Below are 19510 nucleotides of genomic sequence, written 5' to 3' on the forward strand. Positions count from 1 at the left end.
CAGCCGATTGACTCATGTAAACCGCCTTAAAATTGGAGAACCTCCTATTTCTCCCTTATGGCGTGTTCCTCTCAGCCAGTTGGCGACCCGGATCGCCACCGCTTCCTCGGGATACTCGCGTTTGCCCTTCAGGGCACACTCCCATACGGTCATCACGCGCCAGCCGTCGGCGAGTAGCAAAGTGACGTTCCTCTGGTCGCGAGCCTTGTTTGCCGCGAACTTCTCCGCCCAGAACTCCTTACGGGACGCTGGTGTCGTCGAATACTTGCAACCGTGCACGTGCCAGAAGCAACCGTGCACGAATACCACGGCCTTGAATCGCGGAAACACTAGATCCGGCGAACCCGGCAGTTTTCGGTCATGCAGCCGGTATCGGAGGCCGAGACGGTGCAATGCCCTCCGTAGACGCATTTCGGGTCCGGTATCGCGCTGCCTGACGGACGCCATGATCCGGGACCGTACAGCCTTGTCCACCGTATCCATTCAGACCGTCTCGACGATTCCAGTGTTGACCAACGCGTCCAGATGGCGGTCGAGGTTGTCGGGAAGGGAACCACCCTTGATCATGACACCCAGTTCCATGTTCCGTTCCATTGCGGCGGTGCTCAGGTTGGCGCTCGTGATGAAGGCGAGTGCGCCATCCGCTACGGCGCACTTCGCGTGTACCGCCCTCCTGGCATACCCAAGTGCGGTATTTTCGTTCTCAGGCTTCCAAACGTAGATGTTTGCCGACGGCACTGACTCTTTCATCACTTTCACTGAATCGTACGATACCGAGCCGCCGTGGGCACTGGACGTTTCGAGCAACACGTCCACTTGAACCTGTCGGCCCACTGCGCCACGCAGGGCCTTCGCGATCGATTGCACATCGTACGCGACGAAGCTGACCAAGAAGAGTCTGTATCTGGCCGAATCGATTACCTCACAGAGCACCTGTTCGGTGTGTCGGACCGGTACCAGACCGGTCGACGGGCCTGTCCACACGAGTTCGATGGACCCACGGCTCGAAGCCAGTTCGGATGTCGCAGAGGCACACTTGAGGGCGGCCGAGAGTTCCCGAGGGCCTATTTCCGCCGTTTCCCGCCAAGCTCGTTCCAAGCGGCAGATCAAGTCGGGATCGGCATTGGGACCGAAACTCGATTTTATGGAGCCGATTTCGTCGATCGACCGCAACGACGCGATTTTCTCGGCAATCGCCACCATACGTTGTGGATGCAGTTCAAGACCGAGTTCGGCGACCACTCGCCATAGGTCATTCATCGCTGCTGCCTGGTGACGGGAAGAACGCCGCATCTTGGCAATCGAACGTGCCAACCAGCAAAGCGCGGTCGAGATAGCGGTTTCCGCGTTCGCATGACGTTTCGGCAACGAACGCGCATGCGTGGCATGAGGCCCCATGAAGCGACTTGTCCGTTGCGGCATCGTGCTCGGAGCACAATGGGTCCGATGAGCAAATGCCGGCACGGATCAGTGCATGTTCGATCAGACGTCCGAGGTTCTCCGGTTTGCCCAATTCCACGAGACCTCCCAGGGTACCGTCGGAATCCGCGGCGGCGGTGTATAGGAGAACGCCCGCCATGGATGAAGTCGGATCGGCACTCGCGTAGATACGTTCGCGGATACTGGCGGCGTTGTAACCGCATTCCAGAGCCAGTTCACGTATGAGGAGATGGGCGAAAGTGTGCAACATTGCATAGCGATTGCCGGGATATCCTTCATCGGGCGCCAGGCCACGCGCGCTACGCCAGGCTCGGTGGCCTGCGAGAAGCATCCTGTCCCGCTCCGCGACCGCCGGCTTCCCTTCCCATGCCCTGACAGCGTCCTCCCGGAAACGGATAAAAATCCCTTCGCCATGCACCTCGGACGCAGGTATCCATTCCGGTTTGTGCCTGCTCAGGTCGGCCATGGGAGGGCGCTCGTCCGGATCGGTCGTCTCCTCCGGTGCCTCCACGCGCGTATAACCGATCAGCGCGTTTACCTCTCGCAACCGCTCCAGTAGTAGAACCTCCTCGAGCAGGTCGCCGAACTGTGTCGGGACTTCGCTCTTTCTACTCAGGAAATGAGGCCAATCCTCAGGCGGGGAAGGGTCTGTCAGTACGTCCCATTCCGGTTGTTTAATGTCCCCTTCCGAGACCACCACGGCGCCCGTCGTGCCGGCATGCAGGTCTTGGATCGTCTTCCACACTTCCTGTGCGTCGTACCGCTCGATCCCCGGTAGGCTTCCGCTCTTGGTCAGTGTCTTCACGACGACTTTCAACTCTTCCGGCGATTCGACGTCAGCGAAGTATTCCCATCCCTCCAGTACTAGCTGTGACAGCCTGTCGTCGCCCAATGGAATCGACAGTACCGAGAGCGTGACCGGAAACCAGCCATTGGTGGCGCCGAGCAGAATTGTCCGCGGATCCGCGTCGCACTCTTCGTAACGGTCGAGATGGGGATGTCGTCCGCGACAGGCGGGCAGGTGTTCGCGCCCTTCCGAGCCGAACGCGAGGGACATGGGGCGCGTGGCACCGCACGAGTCACACTTCACCATCAGATCTGCCGTCTGCAGCGAAGCCGAGCGTTCGACGAAGCGTAGGGTACCCTTGCATTCGGACGATCCGCCGTGCACGAACCAGTGCCAGGGAAAATCGTCGAGATGACCGTTCCGGCAGGCGAGGAGAAAGCGTGCCGGCACGACAGGCGAGTTCGCCCGCTTCTCGCAGTTCGTGTGCACGAAATGGGTCCGATCCGTCCGGAAAGGATGCGCCTTGATTTCGAACAGACCGGAGTCGTATTCCGCCAGTAGCTGACACCTGGTGCATCTGAGCCAGCGGGGGAAAGGTCTGACGGGGACCCCGATTCGACCCTCGGCCGAGAACGGACTCGCACCTTCTTCCTTCAGGAATGGTGGCATGCGTAGCCGTTCCACCTGAGGACCCACGACCCTTCGGACCGCCTCTAGCAACCGTGCCTCGTTCACGGGCAGGCAGCGCTCGGTATCCCATCGCTCCAATCCCATGACGACTACCGAAAGATTGGGAAGGTCCACCAAGGCACCCGGACCGTATGTCCAGAGAATCTGGCTCGGTCTCACCTGTCCTACCGGGATACCGCTCATGAATCACCTCCATCTCCGGCGTCGTTCCTCACTCTGACCCTCCAGGCGGGTGGATCAGGCAATCTGGCTTCGTCCATCACCAGCTGGACACCCGGCTCGACTTCACGCATCGACATGGGAACCGTCAGTTCGTCCCAAACCTGGACACCGGGTTTCTTCAACAGTGCCACGACGTCGCCCTGGCGTCGCTCCGTTTCGTAACCGAGCCTGCGGCCACCTTTGCATGCTTCCTTCACCCAGCGATCGAATCGATCCGACACCATCGTTTCCGTGAGGTCTCGGACCGGTTTCCGGTCGGTGACCATCCAGGCTCGATCGGATATCGTCCTTCTGGTCCTGCCGACCTCCGGGCGGCCGGTGCTGTTCATCTGTTCCGCCCCGAGATTGGGATTCAGGTCGTTCTCGGTCAGTCGAATCAGGCTCACCATCGCACCCGTGAGCCCTCGGTCGAGGGCGCGCGGCGCGTAGGGTGTCACGGACTGTGCCTCGACGTGTTTGTAGAAAGTCGCGTGATAATGCTCGAAAGTCTCGTAGTGTGAGAGGTCGCGTGGTCGGGCCCAGTTGAACACGGTGCACACGAGACCCGGCGAGGCTCGTCCGACACGGCTGGTGGCCTGGATGTATTCCGCCGTGTTCTTCGGCTGACCGTTCACCGCCATGAGGCCGAGGCGGTTGACGTCCACACCCACAGAAAGCATGTTGGTCGCCAGCACGACGTCGACGGCGCGAGTTTCTCCTTTCTGCCAGACGGGTTTGAACTTCACCTCGAGTCGGTCGAGCTTGGTGGGAATGTCGCGACTCTGCACTCGTGAAGTGAGTTCGTCGATCGTGTCGACCGAGCGTTGCGCAAGGCCGGGGCGGGCGGTACGTGTCCGCAGTACACGGAAGGCACGGGCCTGAACGTCGTCCTCTGCCAGCCGACGCATCCCTCCGAGTTCGCGCAACGAGTTGAAGTATCCAACGGCCGTCATGTATGGATCGGCCGCTTGACCGAAGCGATCGAAAAGGGCCTGGCTCGCCGTCAGGAGCGCCACGTAGACACGGATCAGCACCGCTGGCCTCGAGCTACCGGGTGAACAGATGCCCAGGTAGCGACGGCCGGGCTTGTCGGTTATCGGTCTCTGGACGGAAAAGAAATTGTCCTCGACGTCGAGGCCGTGTGGCGGAAACACCGACACCCGCCTTAGGAACACGTCGTTGACCTGTTCCGCGGCTTTGCGCACCGTGGCCGTCGAGGCGATGATTTTGGGACGGATCGCATTTCCGTCCATCGACCAAGTGGAGAGTTCGTCCACCGCGGTTTCATAGAGGCCTACCATGGTTCCGAGGGGGCCGCTGATCAGATGGAACTCGTCCTGGATAATCAGATCGGGCGGACGAATCGGCGTTATTGAACGAACATGTGTCGGTGGCAGGAATCCTTTTTTCTGGTGGTTTCCGGTACAGTCGGCCTCCGGCCAGAGCAGGCCGTGCCGCGGGCATTCCTGAGTCGCCTTGCCGAACAGGTTACGGACCTGTCCCCGCCAGGCCATCATCGCGAACTTGTCGACGGTAGCCACGATCATGCTGGGTGGGCGACGATAGATCTCGTCGTCCACTACCGACACGGGCAACCCGAGATTTTTGGATCTGGCATGGCTGAAATCGCAGCGGCCCAGCTTGTCGCCACAGTAGATCGTGGTCCTTCCAACGTCACGATGTACACGGATGTCGCGGCCGGAAGCTATCTCCGAACCGCACCAGGGACAGTTGGTGAGCTGCGCCGGTGTCGATCCGCTCCCGTACCTGCCGTCGCGCTCTTTCTCGATGGCTTGATGGCTCTCCTCGGTGGAATTCGGCGTCACACGCTGACCGACCCAGAGACCGATGGTGAACGGCTCGGTGCCCCAGGTCTCCGGATCGCTTCGACGGTGTACCTCCATCGCGCAGATCAGCGCCGTCGCGCGCTGGAACTGCTGCAAGGTCAGGAGCCGCAACGTGTAACGCATGATTACGGCCAGGCCTCGCCCCCCGTCTAGGCCGCCGAGATTCCCCTGCAGACGGCGGATCGCCATGGTGAAAGCCGCCACACCCAGGTAGGCCTCCGTCTTGCCGCCGCCGGTCGGGAACCACAGGAGGTCGGCGTAGGCTTCCAGCGGTTCGGTTCGATCGCGGTGCGTCGGATCGGCGAGGGCCGGTATGGACAGCAGGATGAAGGCGAGCTGAAAAGGGCGCCAGGATCGGTTTGCGGTGATGTCGAGAGAGGCGAGATCTGGCGCGCCTCCGCGGCGCCGTTCCAACGAATAGATGCTGCGGACGCGTTGGGCGGCCATCACGCGATTGGCGAAACGGAACGCCTCCAGCGCGTCGTTGTCGGTGCCGAGCACGTTCACGCCTTCAAGCAAACGATTCAATACTTCTCCGCATCGATCCAACGCCTCAGCCGCGGAAGAATCGTATCCGACTACATCTTTGCCGATGCGATCCCGTTGCTCTGCAATCCAGACTCCGTAATCGTCCGTGAGCAGGGACAGCACCTCGACCAGGCGCGCCCGTTCCATGTCCGCCAGCGACTTCATGTCCAACCAGCCTTCCTCGACTATGCGTCGCATCGCCGGTCGATCGTCCTGAGCGGTTCCCGGTGTTTCCGTTACCGCCACTTCGTATCGCGGCAGTACGACGGTCCGAACTTCCACGGCGCGTTCGACGTCGCTCTTCGCCGTTCGAGCGTGTACGGAAACCCCGTGACCGACCGCGAATTCCACTCGTTTGCGGTAGATCATCTCCAGTGCCTCTCTTTCCGGGTCGGCACCTTTTCCCCAAAGCAAGGGCTTGCGTAGGAATACAGGCCTCATTTTCGGATCGCGGACGATCAGTTCCGGCTGGAAGGTCCACGCGGCATCCTGGTTCTCTTCCTGACGTGTTTGTGTGTTGACCAGGAAGAGCGTCACCAGACGATCGCCGTTTTCCAGTGGCGGTCGGATCGTCCCCTGCACGACGACTTCCGGGTTGGAGGTATCCAACGACAGCGGATCGATCACGCCTTCCCGCATGGAGAGGGCTGTCCGTCCACCCGAGGGGATTCGTTTCCAGGCGCGCAAAGGTTTTCCCGTTTCCTCGTTCATGTGCAGCTCGCTCTCGCCGCGTTCGTAGCGCCCCCAGCGCGCCTCGATTTCCAACGACTCGACCTTTCCGTCCACGCAGAATGTCAACCCGACGGACGACGGCATGAGCGACTGGTTCGTGGTGGCGTCCGTTTCCCGGTCTCCGCCGTCGCCATCCGGACCCGCGGCATCGGATAGGTCTTCCACCTGATCGTCCGGCACGGCCGTATCCAGTGGCGCGATCTTGCCGACCAGGTACCGGTCGCGCACGCTCATTTCCACGATCTCCTCGAACGGTCCACCGGCGGGGCCCAGCAGGTCATCCATCGTCGCCAGTTCCAGGAGTTCGCGTACGTAGGCCTGTTCCTGGGGCGTGTCACCGGGGAGCACGGGAAGTGTCGAGAATTCGATACCGGCGGCCGTCCTCAGGGCGCCGGAGAAGACCGGCCAGTCGAGCCGGGTGATAGCGGCTGTCGAGGCGGGTAGGGTGACACCTAGGCCGCCGGGGTCCATGGGAGGGGAAAGCCGTTCGACGCCGTCGAAGAAGAAGGTGACCTCGTCGAGTGTGGCCCTCACACGATAGACACGCCCGAAAGCGACGGTACCCCCAGCCGTCTCGTCGACGATCATGAAGCCGTCGCCTTCCGATATGGCTCCATAGTTCCGACCATCGCCATGGACTCTTACGGAATAGTGGTCGAAGAGTGTGTCTTTACTGGCCCGGACGAGCCACGCGTTAGGTGCTTCACTTCCACCGGATATCGATTCGTTTCGTTCTATTTGTTCCATAATTCTGGATCCTCAATCGCCGTAGATCTCGGTGTGATCCACTCGCTCTACTCTGGAATGGCTTATTGGCTTGATATCGCGGTGCGGAACCACTCGAGCGATGTTGTCCGCATCCTCCGTGAGACCGATCGCTACCGTGACCCTGGTGCCGATTTCGTCCCCGGAGAGTCGTGACGCTGGACTGAGCGAATCCAATTCGATGAATCGGAAGCGCCTGTTTGGACCCATCTTGCTTTTCACCGCGTCTTGCGCTTTTTCGATGGCCCGACGATAGAGTTCGCAAGCCGCTCCACCACCGGTGACGAAGATGGGCAATCCTTCTTTCCATGCCTCACTTCTCGGGTCTCCACGTCGGCTGGTACGGGTGCCATCGATCACCGCCGTAATGCACCTCGATACCTTGTTCGTGAACTCCCCATCGAGTGCGTCGATTTCGCTGAGCTGTCTGCCCAGTCGTTTCGCCATTTCATCGGCCGGCTCGACCGGGGCGTCGTCGTCCCAGGTGGGTTCCATGCCAAGTCGTGAGTACCGGTTGTGGGAAAGATAGTGAGTACCTAGCGATTTGACGGCCGAGAAAAAAATCGGAATCCGTGGCAATGAGTCGAAATCGGTCGGCAACACGACGTTGAACGTCGCGACGTCGACAGTCGCCGCGCCGATATCGACCAAGGCGTGCAGGCCTTCGTTGACTTGGGGCGATCGCAGGTAGCCGGCGATCTGCGCCACGAACTCCGGAGTGACGCCTGGCTCAGCCTCGAGACCGAGATCCCCCATCGTGTCCCGCCATGCAGAGGCGATATCGACTTCGCGCAGAGTATCCGTATCCGCGAGTCGCCAGGCGGTTCGAGCGATCTTTTGGAAGGTCTCGACGACCTCCGGTCTTTCGTGTGGTTCCGTTGGACATCCGATGTTGAGCTCCCAACGAAGCGTTCGGGTCGGCAGCTTCCGTCCGACTTCGGGATGTCGGTACAGGAACGCCCTGGCGTATCGGATGACGAGAGCTAGGAACGCCAAGGTGGCAATAGGGCAGTCGTCGGTGGCGGCGTTTTCGATAACGGGAAGCTTGAGATTGCCATGGACATCCTGCCGTTCGGTCGGCCGCCAGCAATACTCTCCGGCCGGTGTGCGACAGACTACGCCAGGCATTACGTAGCGGCCTATTCGGGACTCGTCGCCGCTCGCTGCAGACCAGTCGACCAGGACCACGTCGACACCGGCCCGGATCGCCACTTTCGTGAAGGCGGTACCGAAATCGACGCCCATCCTCACGACCATGGGCGGTCCGTTACCCGAGTGATCGGGGTGTTGTAACGACCGCCCGGTTTCGACCCAGTCCGGCATCGTGAGGGGATGCTTCAGATCGATCCGAGGCCGGAAAACCGGCAGGTTCGTTTCCCGATCCTGAGGCTTCGATCGCGCCGAGGATGACGGTTCGCCACCACTCGATACGGTCGATCTCGCATCTCCCTTCGTCACCGTTCTGGGTGTCTGCGAGTTTGTTCCTGAATCCCTGGAGGGCTGGCCGGTGGGCTTGGCGACCGCACTGGTGGAATTCGTATCGTGACGAGATGCGGTACGTTTCGGGGACGGCTTTTCGGGATTGTCGGATCGGGCGTCTCGTTTCCCGGGCTCGGTCGACGTCCCACCCAGCATAACCCGCTTGATTTTCCGCAGTTGTTCTTTCCAGTCTCCCATGATTACCCCCCCCTACGTGACATCGACGAGCAAAGCGCAAATGTCGCGTTTCTCCGCCGAAAACGTCGCGCCTTTTCTCTCCAAAGTGGAGCGACGCGTCTCCATTCTCGCCAGGAAGTCATCCAACTTCTTTCGTTCCGCGTTCGCGAGACCCTTGCGTCGCTTGCCTTCCAAGCTGTCGCCCGACAACGAGACGAAGAATTCGTGGCTTTCGATCCGTTTCTCGAAGCCATCGCGCTTCTTTTGAATGTGATCGTCCAGCAACTGGAGGAGTACTTCGGTCCGGTCGCGGTTTTCTCGATTCTTCTCGTCCTTGAGTTCCCGGTATCTCTCTCTCAGTCGATCTTCGCATCGCTCGAGTGCGGTGATCACGTGATCGGGCGAGACGTCTATGGTCACCGTAGTCCAGTCGACCCCGGACACCCTGACCACATCCAGTAGCGCCTCGGCCATACCGTGCTCCATAGGGGAATCGTCGCCGAGGGAGGCGGCTTCCACCACGAGATGCTCCTCGTCCTTCACGCCCGAAAAGCTCGCGAGCCAGGGAACCAAAACATACCGGCCGGAGACAAAGCCATCCGCTGCTATTCTGGCGGCATAAAGCGGGTAAACCGCTTCCTGATCGTCCTCGATGGAATCCGTGAGAAACCGAATCAGGGGGTGGAATCGGTGAACGACCTCCTCCCCGCGCTTGGCCTTCTCCGTGATCTTGTCCGTGAAGCGGCATCTGCGCATCTGACCGCTGACGAGCGTGGTTTTCCCGACCAGGTTTTCACGTCGCACGAACTCGTCCAGTCTGGCTGCCAAAGCCGGACTCAATCCGATGTCGTAGACATCGGCTTCGCCATGCGCCGCGACGAAACGGCTACCCTGAACCGTCCGCAAATAGCCGTCGACATACCTCACCAGGTCGTGCCGCGTGACAGTCTTTCCTTCGCCACGCGATGATTCGATCTGCGCGAGCAATTGTTGGCCGTGGGCGACCAACTGGATCGCCTCCCGTTCCAGTTCTTCTTGCTTGCGCTTGACGTTCTCGATCGCGAGCGCGACTTCCTCGATAAGGTGTGCTTCTTCCTCCGTTGTCAGATGCTTCGACAGCAGTACGTCTTCCAGATGTCTGACCTTGCCTAGGATCTCTTCCGTTTCACCCAGCGTGCTCTCGAAGACACCGATACGCCTGGTCAAGCGATCGAGGATCAAGGCGTCGATGGTGTCCTTGTGTACGAAGTTCCATACGAGGATGCGTTTAGCGCGCTGCCCGATACGGTCGATACGGCCGATACGCTGTTCGATGCGCATCGGGTTCCACGGTAGGTCGTAGTTGACCACCAGCCGGCAGAACTGGAGATCGACGCCCTCGGCCGCGACATCGGTGCACACCAGTACCCGGCAGGTGCGGTCTTCCCGGAACGCGTCGACGATGGCCTCCTTGTCGAACTCCGCTCCGCCCATCAACAGGCCCGCTTCGACGTTTTCCCTGGAAAGCCGATCGACCAGATAGCGGGCGGTGCCCCGGAAGGTCGTGAAGACGATCGCCTTGCTCTCGCGGTCTTCGGCAAGGAAATTCTTCAGGGCTTCGTTCAGTCGCGAAAACTTCGAATCCTGTCTGACCAGCTCTCCGAATTCGAACTCGCGGAGTACGCGAGTGGCCAGGAATCGTTTCAAACCGGAAGACGCGTCCCTCACACGCTCCTCTTCCACATCGGCTTCGTCGGACGCGACGGCCAGAGCGTCTTCGTCCGTGACGTCGTCTCTCCAGGTCCGCAGCAGAGCGGCGGGGCTCGAGGCGACCATCCGCTGCGGTGTGCTCAAGAGGAACCCGTGCTCGATCCCGTTGGCCAACGCGTATTCTCTCGTACCTTCCGTGATCGCCTGATAGAGATCCCTTTCGACGGGAGACATGTCCGCTTCGAACACGCCCGCGTCACGCATCACCAGATCGGTCTGAACCTCACGCTTCCTCGTGCGACTGACGATGTGCGCGATCAGGTTGAGCCGTTCGATCTTCGCCGCGAATTCGATGCGTCGCCGAGTCGTCCATTCCGTGACGGCTTCGGTCTCCTCGATCAAGCGATCGACTCGCTCGGATCGCGCGAAGTACCGTGATGACTTGATCTCTCGGATCGCGTCCACGATGCGTGCCTCGTCGTTCGCCGGGTCACGGATGACGCCACTGGCGGCGATGACCGGCCTGTTCGCCGAAACGACGTTGCGGAAGTCGTCTGGATACTCGAAATGGTCCGGGTCGAGCAGTCTCAAGAGGTTGAATAGATCGTCCGAGCCGAGGTTGATGGGTGTGGCCGAGAGCATCACTTGATGTGTGCTGACGTCCTGTAGAAGGCTGCCGATGCGCCAGGAGCCGGTTTCCTGATTCCTCATGTAGTGCGCCTCGTCGAAGATCACGAGATCGAGCAGGGGCTCCTGGTCGGCGTGGCGATCGAGGAAATCGGCGATGCGGGCACGAACGGACCGTCGCGGCGTATCGGTTTTCGTCGGGTCCCACCCGCTCGGCACACGTATTCCCTGGTAACTGACGATCCAGGCCCGCTCTCGGTGCTCGGCCGTATCGAGTTCCTGGAGCAGTTCCGCCGCGTCGACGATACGGGCGTCGAGACCGAATCGTGACGAGAGTTCCAGACGCCACTTCTCTCGCAGCATCGCAGGGCAAACCACGAGCAGGCGCCGCATGTCGTAACGGGCACGCAGTTCCGTCCAAATCAAACCGGCTTCGATCGTCTTGCCTAGCCCCACCTCGTCCGCGATCAGCAGGCCGTTGACCGGGGAGTCCAGCAAAGTCAGGAGTGGCTTGTACTGGTGAGGGTAGAAATCCGTCTGGGTCAACCCCATGGCATAGACGACGTTCGCCAGCCGTCCGGCCAGATGGACATGGGTGAGCAGGCGCCGAAGATCGTCGACCCGGCCGTACCGTCCTGCGCGGACCAGTTCGTGAACGTCGTCGTCGCCGGAATCGGCGATGACCAGCTCCTCCTCGTAATGCCAGTCCAGGCGGCCGTTCCAGTTCACACGGTATTGGGGTCCGGACGCACGCAGACGTGTCTGATCGGTGACCGTGCCTATCTTGGCGGGGTCGTCGATGTGTCTGACGAGTTGTCCGGGGTTCCATGGCATGCCGTTCGTTCCTCGCTATTCGATGAACCGATACCGTGCACCACGCCGTTCTCCCTGGCGTTCGGCGAGGCCGCGGTCGAGGAGAGCGGTTATCGCCGAGTTCCACTGACCTGGCACGATGCCAGTCGCCTCGAGAACGTCTTTTTTCGCGTGCCAGCCGGAATGGTTTCGCAGGAAGGTGAGAATGGTGGCGGCGGCCCCATCTACACGTGACGATTCTCCTTCACCGTATGAAGCCTGCGTTTCGGCTGCGCGAGGATACGCGGTTGTTAGGTCTTGTCGGTCGTAATTATGTCCATTCGTTCCGGGAGATGACGGTGTCGCAGTCGTTCCTGTATCGAAATCCAGGCTGGCCTGAGCGGGTGCCTCAGTTCGAGCACGGCGGGCTCGTTTCGTGCCGGTGGGCCGCCTTTCGTGAAGCCCCTGTGCGACCTCTTCTTCGTAGCGCTGGCGATTCAACTCCGAAAGGCGGCTCAATACTTCGACGCGTGCGGCCCCGGATATGGTAAAACGCAAGCGATCCTTTTCGGGTAGGTATGGCAACTCATGGAAATCGTGGCTAAGGTTAATGTCGTCCCAACCGTAACTCTGAGCGACCGCCAAATCGATTTCACGGTGCAGCTCGCGTAGCTCTTCTATATCGGGTTCGTTAGCGGTGGAGTCGTGGAAGCGGTTGTATAGCGCCGTTAACCCGCAGTTCAGGTCAATGCATATATCCGTACGGAGTTTGTGGTAGGTCGCGCCTAAGTCATGCAACGAACCTACATCCCGAGGAAGAGCAAGAGTCAGAAACGAATCCGATGGCGAATAATTAATATCGACTTTCATTGTTGAACTTGTCTTTCTTGTCCACTCCTGATGTATCGAAGATGACACTAGCGAAAATCGCGCATAGTCACCCCAGGTGAAAACGGCGAGCTTATGCGCGTAAATTTGGTTGTTTTCAACTAAAGTAAACTTGAGGTAATTCTGGACCAGGCTACACACCAATACTTTATCCAACGGCTGTAGCTTGGGGTCCCACTCCTTTGGATGGCTTTCGAAATAGTGGCCCCGCCCAATGGCGTGATAAAGGCCTGGGCGTTTTTCCCCGTATTGCCACCAACGTTCGGGTAATGGTCTCCGTAATACGAATTGGCCTTGTTCGTTTCGACGCTGCCTTTCCGGCTTCACTCGCTCCTCTATCCAACGCCAAGGCAGTTCGTATTCCCGTGCTCGTTCTTCCGGCCAATCCCAGAAGTTGATTGCCCAACGGTTCGGGCGTTGCTCTGGGTCGGAGTTGACGTCCTTCCCATTGAGGTAAGGGAAGATCACCTCTGCGTTCTTCGGATCAGATTCAAGCATGCGCTTCGCCTCGGTGGGCGTGAGTACAAAGCCCATACCGAGCACGATCGACCCTTGGAAGACGATACCCTCGTTCGCCCGAAGTCGCTTGGGGCTCCATTCCTCACGATCGGAAAGGAAAGCAGAGATGAAGGGTACGGGATGGCCAAGTAGGCTCCGTTCACCTTTCCAGTCCCCCTTTCGAACGTGAACGCGACTGGTGACAACCGCGGCTTTGCCTGGCCATGGTTCGTTTGGATAGGCGGCGTGAATCACTGCACCGCCTCGAACCATCGCTTCCAAGCCGACGTGCCTCGTGTCACCTTCAGCGATGGTATTGACCGCGAGTAGCCCGAAACCGCTATCCATGCGAAGCAGCGAATAGGTCCGCAGGAAGAAATATGCGACGAGGTCGGCCGAACCACGCCGGCCCTCGGCGACGTGAGTCACAAGGAAGTTGCGGTAGTCCGTTCCGAGCACGCCCGTAATGCGCTGTCCTCCAAGAAATGGCGGATTGCCGACAAAGGCGTCGAATCCGCCGTTCTGCCGTATGAACACTTCGGGAAACTCCAGCGGCCAATGGAATGGTTTGTGAGGTGGTTTGCTCTCCGGCATGTCCACGGCGAGGGCGTTCTGGGCTCTACGCATAACCATTCGCCCAGAGTCCTCGTCACCGTCGAGATAGCCTTGCGCCTCTATTGCCAGCGCCTGCAGCGCGGCTTCCAGAGGCCCGGCGTTACCGCCGGCCTGTAACGCTTCTCCGAACAGCGCGTCTGCTACGCGTTCTGGTGCTTCGAGCATCCGCCGAGCCTCGGCATCCAGTCGGGCCATGGCTTCGACGTCCCGGATATCGCGGATGGGCGTATCACGCAGCCGTCTGCGTAGTTCGATCGCCCGTTCGACAGCCTTTTCGATGGTGTCGATGTTGCGGAAGGCGGGGAAGCCATCGGCGGCTGGACTCATCCGCAACTGGGTGAGCTGGTCGAGTCTATGGATACCGAGTAGGCTGTCGCCGCATCGCAGGTTGTGATCCAGGAAGCCGAAGGGTCGGCCCTTGGCCAGTGTCGTGAGCCAGAGGGAGAGTTTGGCTAGCTCCACCGCCAAGGGATTCATGTCCACGCCATAGAGGCAGCGTTCTGCGACGAGACGGCGGGCGATGGTGACGCGGTCGTCGAGGCTCGTCGGCATCGGATCGCGACTACCCAGACCGTCCATCACCTCGCCGTCCACGGTGATGCGGCGACCGGCGTCTTCCTCCTTCCCCCAGGCCTCGACCAACCGCTCAGCGAGCCAGCGGCAGACCTGTACCAGGAAGGCGCCCGAACCCATGGCTGGGTCACAGACCTTGAGGTCGAGAAGCTCGGCGGTGGACCTCAATCGCCATTCCTCACGTGGCAGGCCCTCGGCGGGCCCGAGGTAGGCGGCCGGTTCAAGGGTCGTCTCGACGATAGTTTCGGTGAGGGATTTTGGCGTGTAGTGGGTGCCGGTCTCGCGTCGGTCGGTGCCCAACGTGACCGCGAACGAACCCTCCCGATAGACGAGTGGCTCACCCCAGTTGTCGGTGCGCAGCAGGTTGGCGAAGGGGAGTACCCGCTTGGCGAATTCGACACCGCCGCCGCAGGCCTGGAGGACCTTTCCGGCAAGGACTTCGTCCGGTTCGCGCGCCAGAGCGTTACGCAAGACGGTTTCCGAACGTCCGGTGGTTTCCAGCAACAGTGCGATCAGGGCGTCGTCGCCGTCCAGCCTGGCGGATTCCAGCTCGGCCAGGATGACGTTGGGGTTCTTGGCTCTCTGCGAGCCGATGAGTCCCAAAGTGATGCGCGGGACACGTCCCACGGTGTATTCGAGCAGGCCTTCGTAGACGTGACCAATCTGCTCTACGTCCAGCGCCTTGTAGGACAGCAGCAGGGCGCCGCTTCGCTGCTCCAGGATCTGCAAGGCCTCGAGCAACATCAGTACGGTACGGTTGTCGATGGGGAGCGGTGATGCGGGCGTGTCGCGCCAGTTCGTCCCCTTGGCCCGGCCCTCCAGGAACGGAAAGCGGTCCGGATCGAACAGGGAGCCGCCGAGCGCCGGTAAGAGAAGGTTCTCGTATTCGATGCCACCGTAGACCGCCCGGAACACCGCAAGCAACCGCGACCAGGCGTCGTGGCGACGCTCCAGCACCTCGGGCCCGTGACGGCCGGCCTCGTCCGCCAGCTGTGCGCGGAGCGGGGAGACGGCGTAGCAGCGGTCGTAGACCGGGTCGCCGAGCAGGAGCAAGCCGCGTTCCTCGGCAGAGAGCACGAATACCAGCCGCATCATGACCGTCAGACCGGCTTCGTACAGCTCCGCCGGTCGGACGTCCCGCAGCAGCTCGCGGTTACGGTCGACGTCGGCGCGGTCGAGCGCCTGGACCAGAACCTCCACCGCCCGGCGAACCTGCTGCCCGAGGGTGTCGGTCACCTCTTCCTGGTATTCGAGGGACTTCTCCAGTAACGCTTCGAGGCGCTCCTCGCGTGGACCGAAACAGCGGCGAACCCCGAGAAGGGATCGGAACGCCTGAAGCGTCACCGGTTCCTGGAACCAGAGGCGGGCGTACCAAGAGGCGTGGCTGGACGTGGCGCCGAGCGGCGCGTTCACCAGGACCCAACGCTCGCCGTCGGTGACGAGGCCGAGACGTACACCCGTCGCTCGGCAGAGCAGGGTCATGCGCTCGATGGGCGAAGCGGGCCAGCTGTCACCGGCGAGGTGCGACTCCAGAGCGGTGCCGGGCGGATGGATGGCGACGAGCAGGCATGCCCGATCCTCGGACAGGACCGCCCAATCCGGAACCAAGGTGATGCCGTGTTCGGGTGATGTGTAGGACAGAGAATCTTCGAGTTCTTCACGGGGCCTGGATACCTCGGCGTCGTACTCAAGCAACTCTTCCAGCACGAGTCGTATCCATTCGCGATGTAGTGCTTCGAGTTGCGGGTCGTGTTCGTCCACGGCCTCGCGCCACTCCTCGTAGGCGCTGCGTAGCCGTTGGCGATGGTCCGTCTTGACCACCTCGATCCCTTGGGGGAACACCGCCTCGAGCACGGGCACCGCAAGGAACGGCCCGGACCACTCGACGAGCGAGAGCCACTCGGCATGCCGGGAGACACCGCTCATCGCGCAGCCCCTGCACCAATCGAAGATTGGGGTACCAGGAAAACGACCGCCACCGGGAAGGTGCGATCGACGAGACCGGCGTAGCGGGCCTCGATGGCCGCGGTTTCACGTTCGCGCTCCTCAGGAATGCGTTCCAGGCGCGCTCGCAACGCTTCGACGTCACGGCGCAGCTGATCGCGTTGCTCCGTGGGCCACAGTTCCATCTGCGCCGGAGGGGGGGCTTCGAGTTCGTGGCGAATGGCGCCCTCCAGCTCGGCCAAGACTCCAGCGAGATCCTCGATCTCTGCCACCTTGCGCCGTTCCAGGGTGTTTTCCAGATACTTCAGGCGATCGCGGGAACGCGCCTCCACCGACGCTCGGATCGGTTCCTCGTGACGGAGGAAACGGTCGGCGAGGGCATCGAAAAGCTCCGCCGGCGGGTCAATCGGGCGGCCCGCGTCGACGAGTCGTTCCAGGCGCCCCACCTGCGGGATGCGCCGGAAGGTTCCGTGCTCGATCTCTCCTCCGGCGAGCGTCAGTTCCTCGTGAAGGCGATGATGGTTGCCGCCCGTGATCACGAGACGCGACCATACGGCGACGGCGGGGACGCGCAGATCGGAATCGGAGACGGCCAGGACAGTCACGCGATGAAGATTCTTGCGGCCATGAGATTCCAGCGCCCAAACCTGCTCCCTGAGCAGTCGGAGGCACATTTGCACCAGGCGATGATTGAGGTGGGCGAGCACCACGTCGTCACGCCCCTTGGCGACCTCGTGGTCGAAGGTGATCGGTCTTCGCGCGCCCGTGTGCGGATGCTCCAGGCCGGCCGTTGCCCGTCCCCAGGAACCGGGCAGCCACGGCACCTCGTAGGCGCTTCCCTCTGGCGCGCCTCGTAACGGCACCGGCTTCAGCGGTGGCAGCTCCGCCAGTTCCAGTGCGACCCGTACGGTCCTGGAGATACGGTCGGGCGAGAGATGGAAATCGTTACGCGCCTCCAACAGGCGTTCGTGCAGTTTGGCGACCCGCTCCTTCAGCTTGCGTTCGGTAGCGACGAAGCGACGGGCTCGTTCGGCCTTCCCTTCGGCGATGCGCGTGTCGAGCCGGTCACGATGCCCCAGCATCGCTTGCTCGATCTGTTCAGCGATCACGGGGCCGACGCTGCCCAGGTCTTCGCGAATGGCGTTCACCTTGAGTACGGCCCGCATGAGGTATTCGTGATCGCCCTCCAGTTCTCCGATAGCGGGATCGGTTGCCTCAGCGGCATTGGAAAACCCGTTCCCGACAGGATGCCAGATGTGCACGCGGTCGTGTTTCTGGCCGTGACGATCGATACGGCCGTTGCGCTGCTCCATCACGTTCGGGTTCCAGGGGATCTCGATGTGGACGAGGTAGCTGCAGTGGTTCTGTAGGTCGATGCCTTCCGAAGCGGCGTCCGTGGCCAGGAGGATTCTCACGGGTGATACGTCCGGGTGGGCCTGGAATGCCGCCTTGACTCGCTCGCGCTCGTCCCTGTCCATACCACCATGGAGGATGGCGAGGCGGTCGCCTCCATAGTCGTGGCTCGCGAGGATCCGGTGCAGCCATGCATGGGTGGCGCGATATTCGGTGAACAAGATGACGCGGCTGTCGCTCCATCGTCCGTCGGTCTTCAAATGCGATTCCAGCCATTCCAGGATGGCCCGTGCCTTCGAGTCCGGCCTGTCCTTCGCCGATTCGGCCCAGTGTCCGAGTCGGTCGAGCATGTCGCGTTGCTCGGTCGTCAAGGGTGTCGCCGAAGCGCCCGCCTCGCGGGTGGCATCGTCCAGGGCCTCCTCGAGCCGCTCGTCGTCGGCCCAGTCCTCCTCGGCGCGCAGGATGGCCTTGCGCAGGATGCGGTCCTCCAGGGTTTTGCCGCTCTTTTTGGTCGGCCCTCGCTCCAAGCTTTCCCGGTGCTTGGCCAGTGTGGCCGCGAAAGCGGCGGGTGAAGAGAACAGCCTTTTCTTGAGGAGCTTGTGGACAAAATCCGTTCCGTACTCGGAACGGCTGTCCTGGACGCTCCGCGACCGGTTTTCGGTGTACTTACGGAGGAGTCCGTGCATTTCGCGTTCTTCCGCCGTGTATTCGATTTCCAGCGGCATCAATTCGCGCCTTGGGTAGATCGGCTTCCCGTCCGCGTCCACCAGGTCGGTCTTCAGTCGCCTGACCATGACGCGCTGGAGCTGACGTTCGTCGGGCATTACGGAGCGAGCGAACCTCTGGTCGTCCAGCAGTTCGAGGAGGGAAGTGAAAGACTCCTGATAACCGTTGTGCGGCGTCGCGCTCAAAAACAGCCGATGCTCGAAATGAGGTGCAATGGTGCGGATCAGTCGGGTGCGTTGGCTTTCGAGGGCATATTGGGTCGCTGCCGCGGGCGCCACGTTGTGGGCTTCGTCCACCACGAGGATATCGAACTTGCGGGGATAGGTGACATGAGGTGGCAGGACATCCTTCATGAGGCGCAGGCCCTCGCCGCTCTTCATCCAGTCCATCGAGGTCACTAGCCGGGGGAACGAGGTCCACGGATTGGCGTGTATACCACGTTCACGACGCAGTCGCTTGACGTAGTCGGTGTCGACGATCCGGAACTCCAGACCGAACTTTTCGTGCATCTCGGTTTGCCACTTCACCTGGAGGGAGGCGGGGCAGACGACGAGTACCGAACGGGCGCGGTGGCGTACCAGAAGCTCCTGGATCACCAGCCCGGCCTCGATGGTCTTGCCGAGACCGACGTCGTCGGCGATCAGAATATTGACCCTGGCCATGTCGATCGCGCGCACGAGCGGATCGAGTTGATAGTCCTCGATGGTCACGCCGCTGCGAAAAGGCGCCTGGAGGAACGACCTGTCTGCATTGGTGGCCGCACCCCAGCTTACGGCGTCGAGGAAAGCATCCAACCGATCGGCGGCATCGTGCCCAGTGATCACGGGCAACCCAGCCTTCTCCAGTATCCGAGCGCCGGGCTCGATCTCCCAAACGACATCGAGTTCTTCGCCCAGCGCGTCCTCGTCGATCGACGTCAAGTTCACAAGATGCTGCCAGGGAGCTCCTTCGGTGCCGCCATCGATGGCGGCACCCTGGACGTCTCCGACGACCCACCGCCGCCGGCGGACTTCCACGAGCTGGCCCGGCTCCGGAACCGCGAAGGCGAGCACTTGCCGAGACTGATCTGGTGTAACGATCGCGGACATACATTTCCCATGGTGTGATGGCGCATGGAAGCGCCGAATGCCGCGACGACCATGCTCCTTGGTGAGGTCGA

8 protein-coding genes are annotated in these 19510 nt (G+C 61.3%); all 8 read right to left on the minus strand.

Annotation, left to right across the window (positions count from 1 at the left end):
- Window positions 1-12 precede the first annotated feature (12 nt).
- The 8 genes from COW1_RS01175 to drmD (COW1_RS01210) all read right to left on the minus strand — a co-directional run bounded on the left by COW1_RS01175 (window position 13) and on the right by drmD (COW1_RS01210) (window position 19439).
- A complete protein-coding gene (locus COW1_RS01175) occupies window positions 13-483 on the minus strand; it encodes a very short patch repair endonuclease (protein ID WP_201345178.1) in 471 nt (156 codons plus the stop codon).
- Window positions 484-1260 carry a DISARM system phospholipase D-like protein DrmC gene (gene drmC, locus COW1_RS01180; protein WP_201345179.1) on the minus strand — a complete coding sequence of 259 codons (777 nt, stop codon included), beginning with the start codon at window positions 1258-1260 and terminating at the stop codon, window positions 484-486.
- Window positions 1253-3100, minus strand: coding sequence for a DUF1998 domain-containing protein (gene drmB / locus COW1_RS01185; protein ID WP_207161338.1), 1848 nt, complete (start codon window positions 3098-3100; stop codon window positions 1253-1255). The genes drmC and drmB overlap by 8 nt, the downstream gene beginning before the upstream one ends.
- A complete protein-coding gene (gene drmA / locus COW1_RS01190; RefSeq protein ID WP_201345181.1) occupies window positions 3097-6813 on the minus strand; it encodes a DISARM system helicase DrmA in 3717 nt (1238 codons plus the stop codon). Before drmA ends, drmB begins: the two co-directional genes overlap by 4 nt.
- Before the next feature lie 171 nt (window positions 6814-6984).
- Window positions 6985-8667 carry a hypothetical protein gene (locus tag COW1_RS01195; RefSeq protein ID WP_201345182.1) on the minus strand — a complete coding sequence of 561 codons (1683 nt, stop codon included), beginning with the start codon at window positions 8665-8667 and terminating at the stop codon, window positions 6985-6987.
- A 12-nt stretch (window positions 8668-8679) separates the two neighbouring features.
- Window positions 8680-11796, minus strand: a complete 3117-nt coding sequence (drmD, locus tag COW1_RS01200; protein WP_201345183.1) for a DISARM system SNF2-like helicase DrmD — start codon at window positions 11794-11796, stop codon at window positions 8680-8682.
- Window positions 11797-11811: 15 nt separating this feature from the next.
- Window positions 11812-16254 carry a type IIL restriction-modification enzyme MmeI gene (locus COW1_RS01205; protein ID WP_201345184.1) on the minus strand — a complete coding sequence of 1481 codons (4443 nt, stop codon included), beginning with the start codon at window positions 16252-16254 and terminating at the stop codon, window positions 11812-11814.
- Entirely contained in the window at window positions 16251-19439 is a 3189-nt protein-coding gene (gene drmD, locus COW1_RS01210; protein ID WP_201345185.1) for a DISARM system SNF2-like helicase DrmD, read from the minus strand. The genes COW1_RS01205 and drmD (COW1_RS01210) overlap by 4 nt, the downstream gene beginning before the upstream one ends.
- Window positions 19440-19510: the final 71 nt, after the last annotated feature.

Origin of the sequence: Thiohalobacter sp. COW1, assembly GCF_016629505.1 — a bacterium.
GTDB lineage: Bacteria > Pseudomonadota > Gammaproteobacteria > Thiohalobacterales > Thiohalobacteraceae > Thiohalobacter > Thiohalobacter thiocyanaticus_A.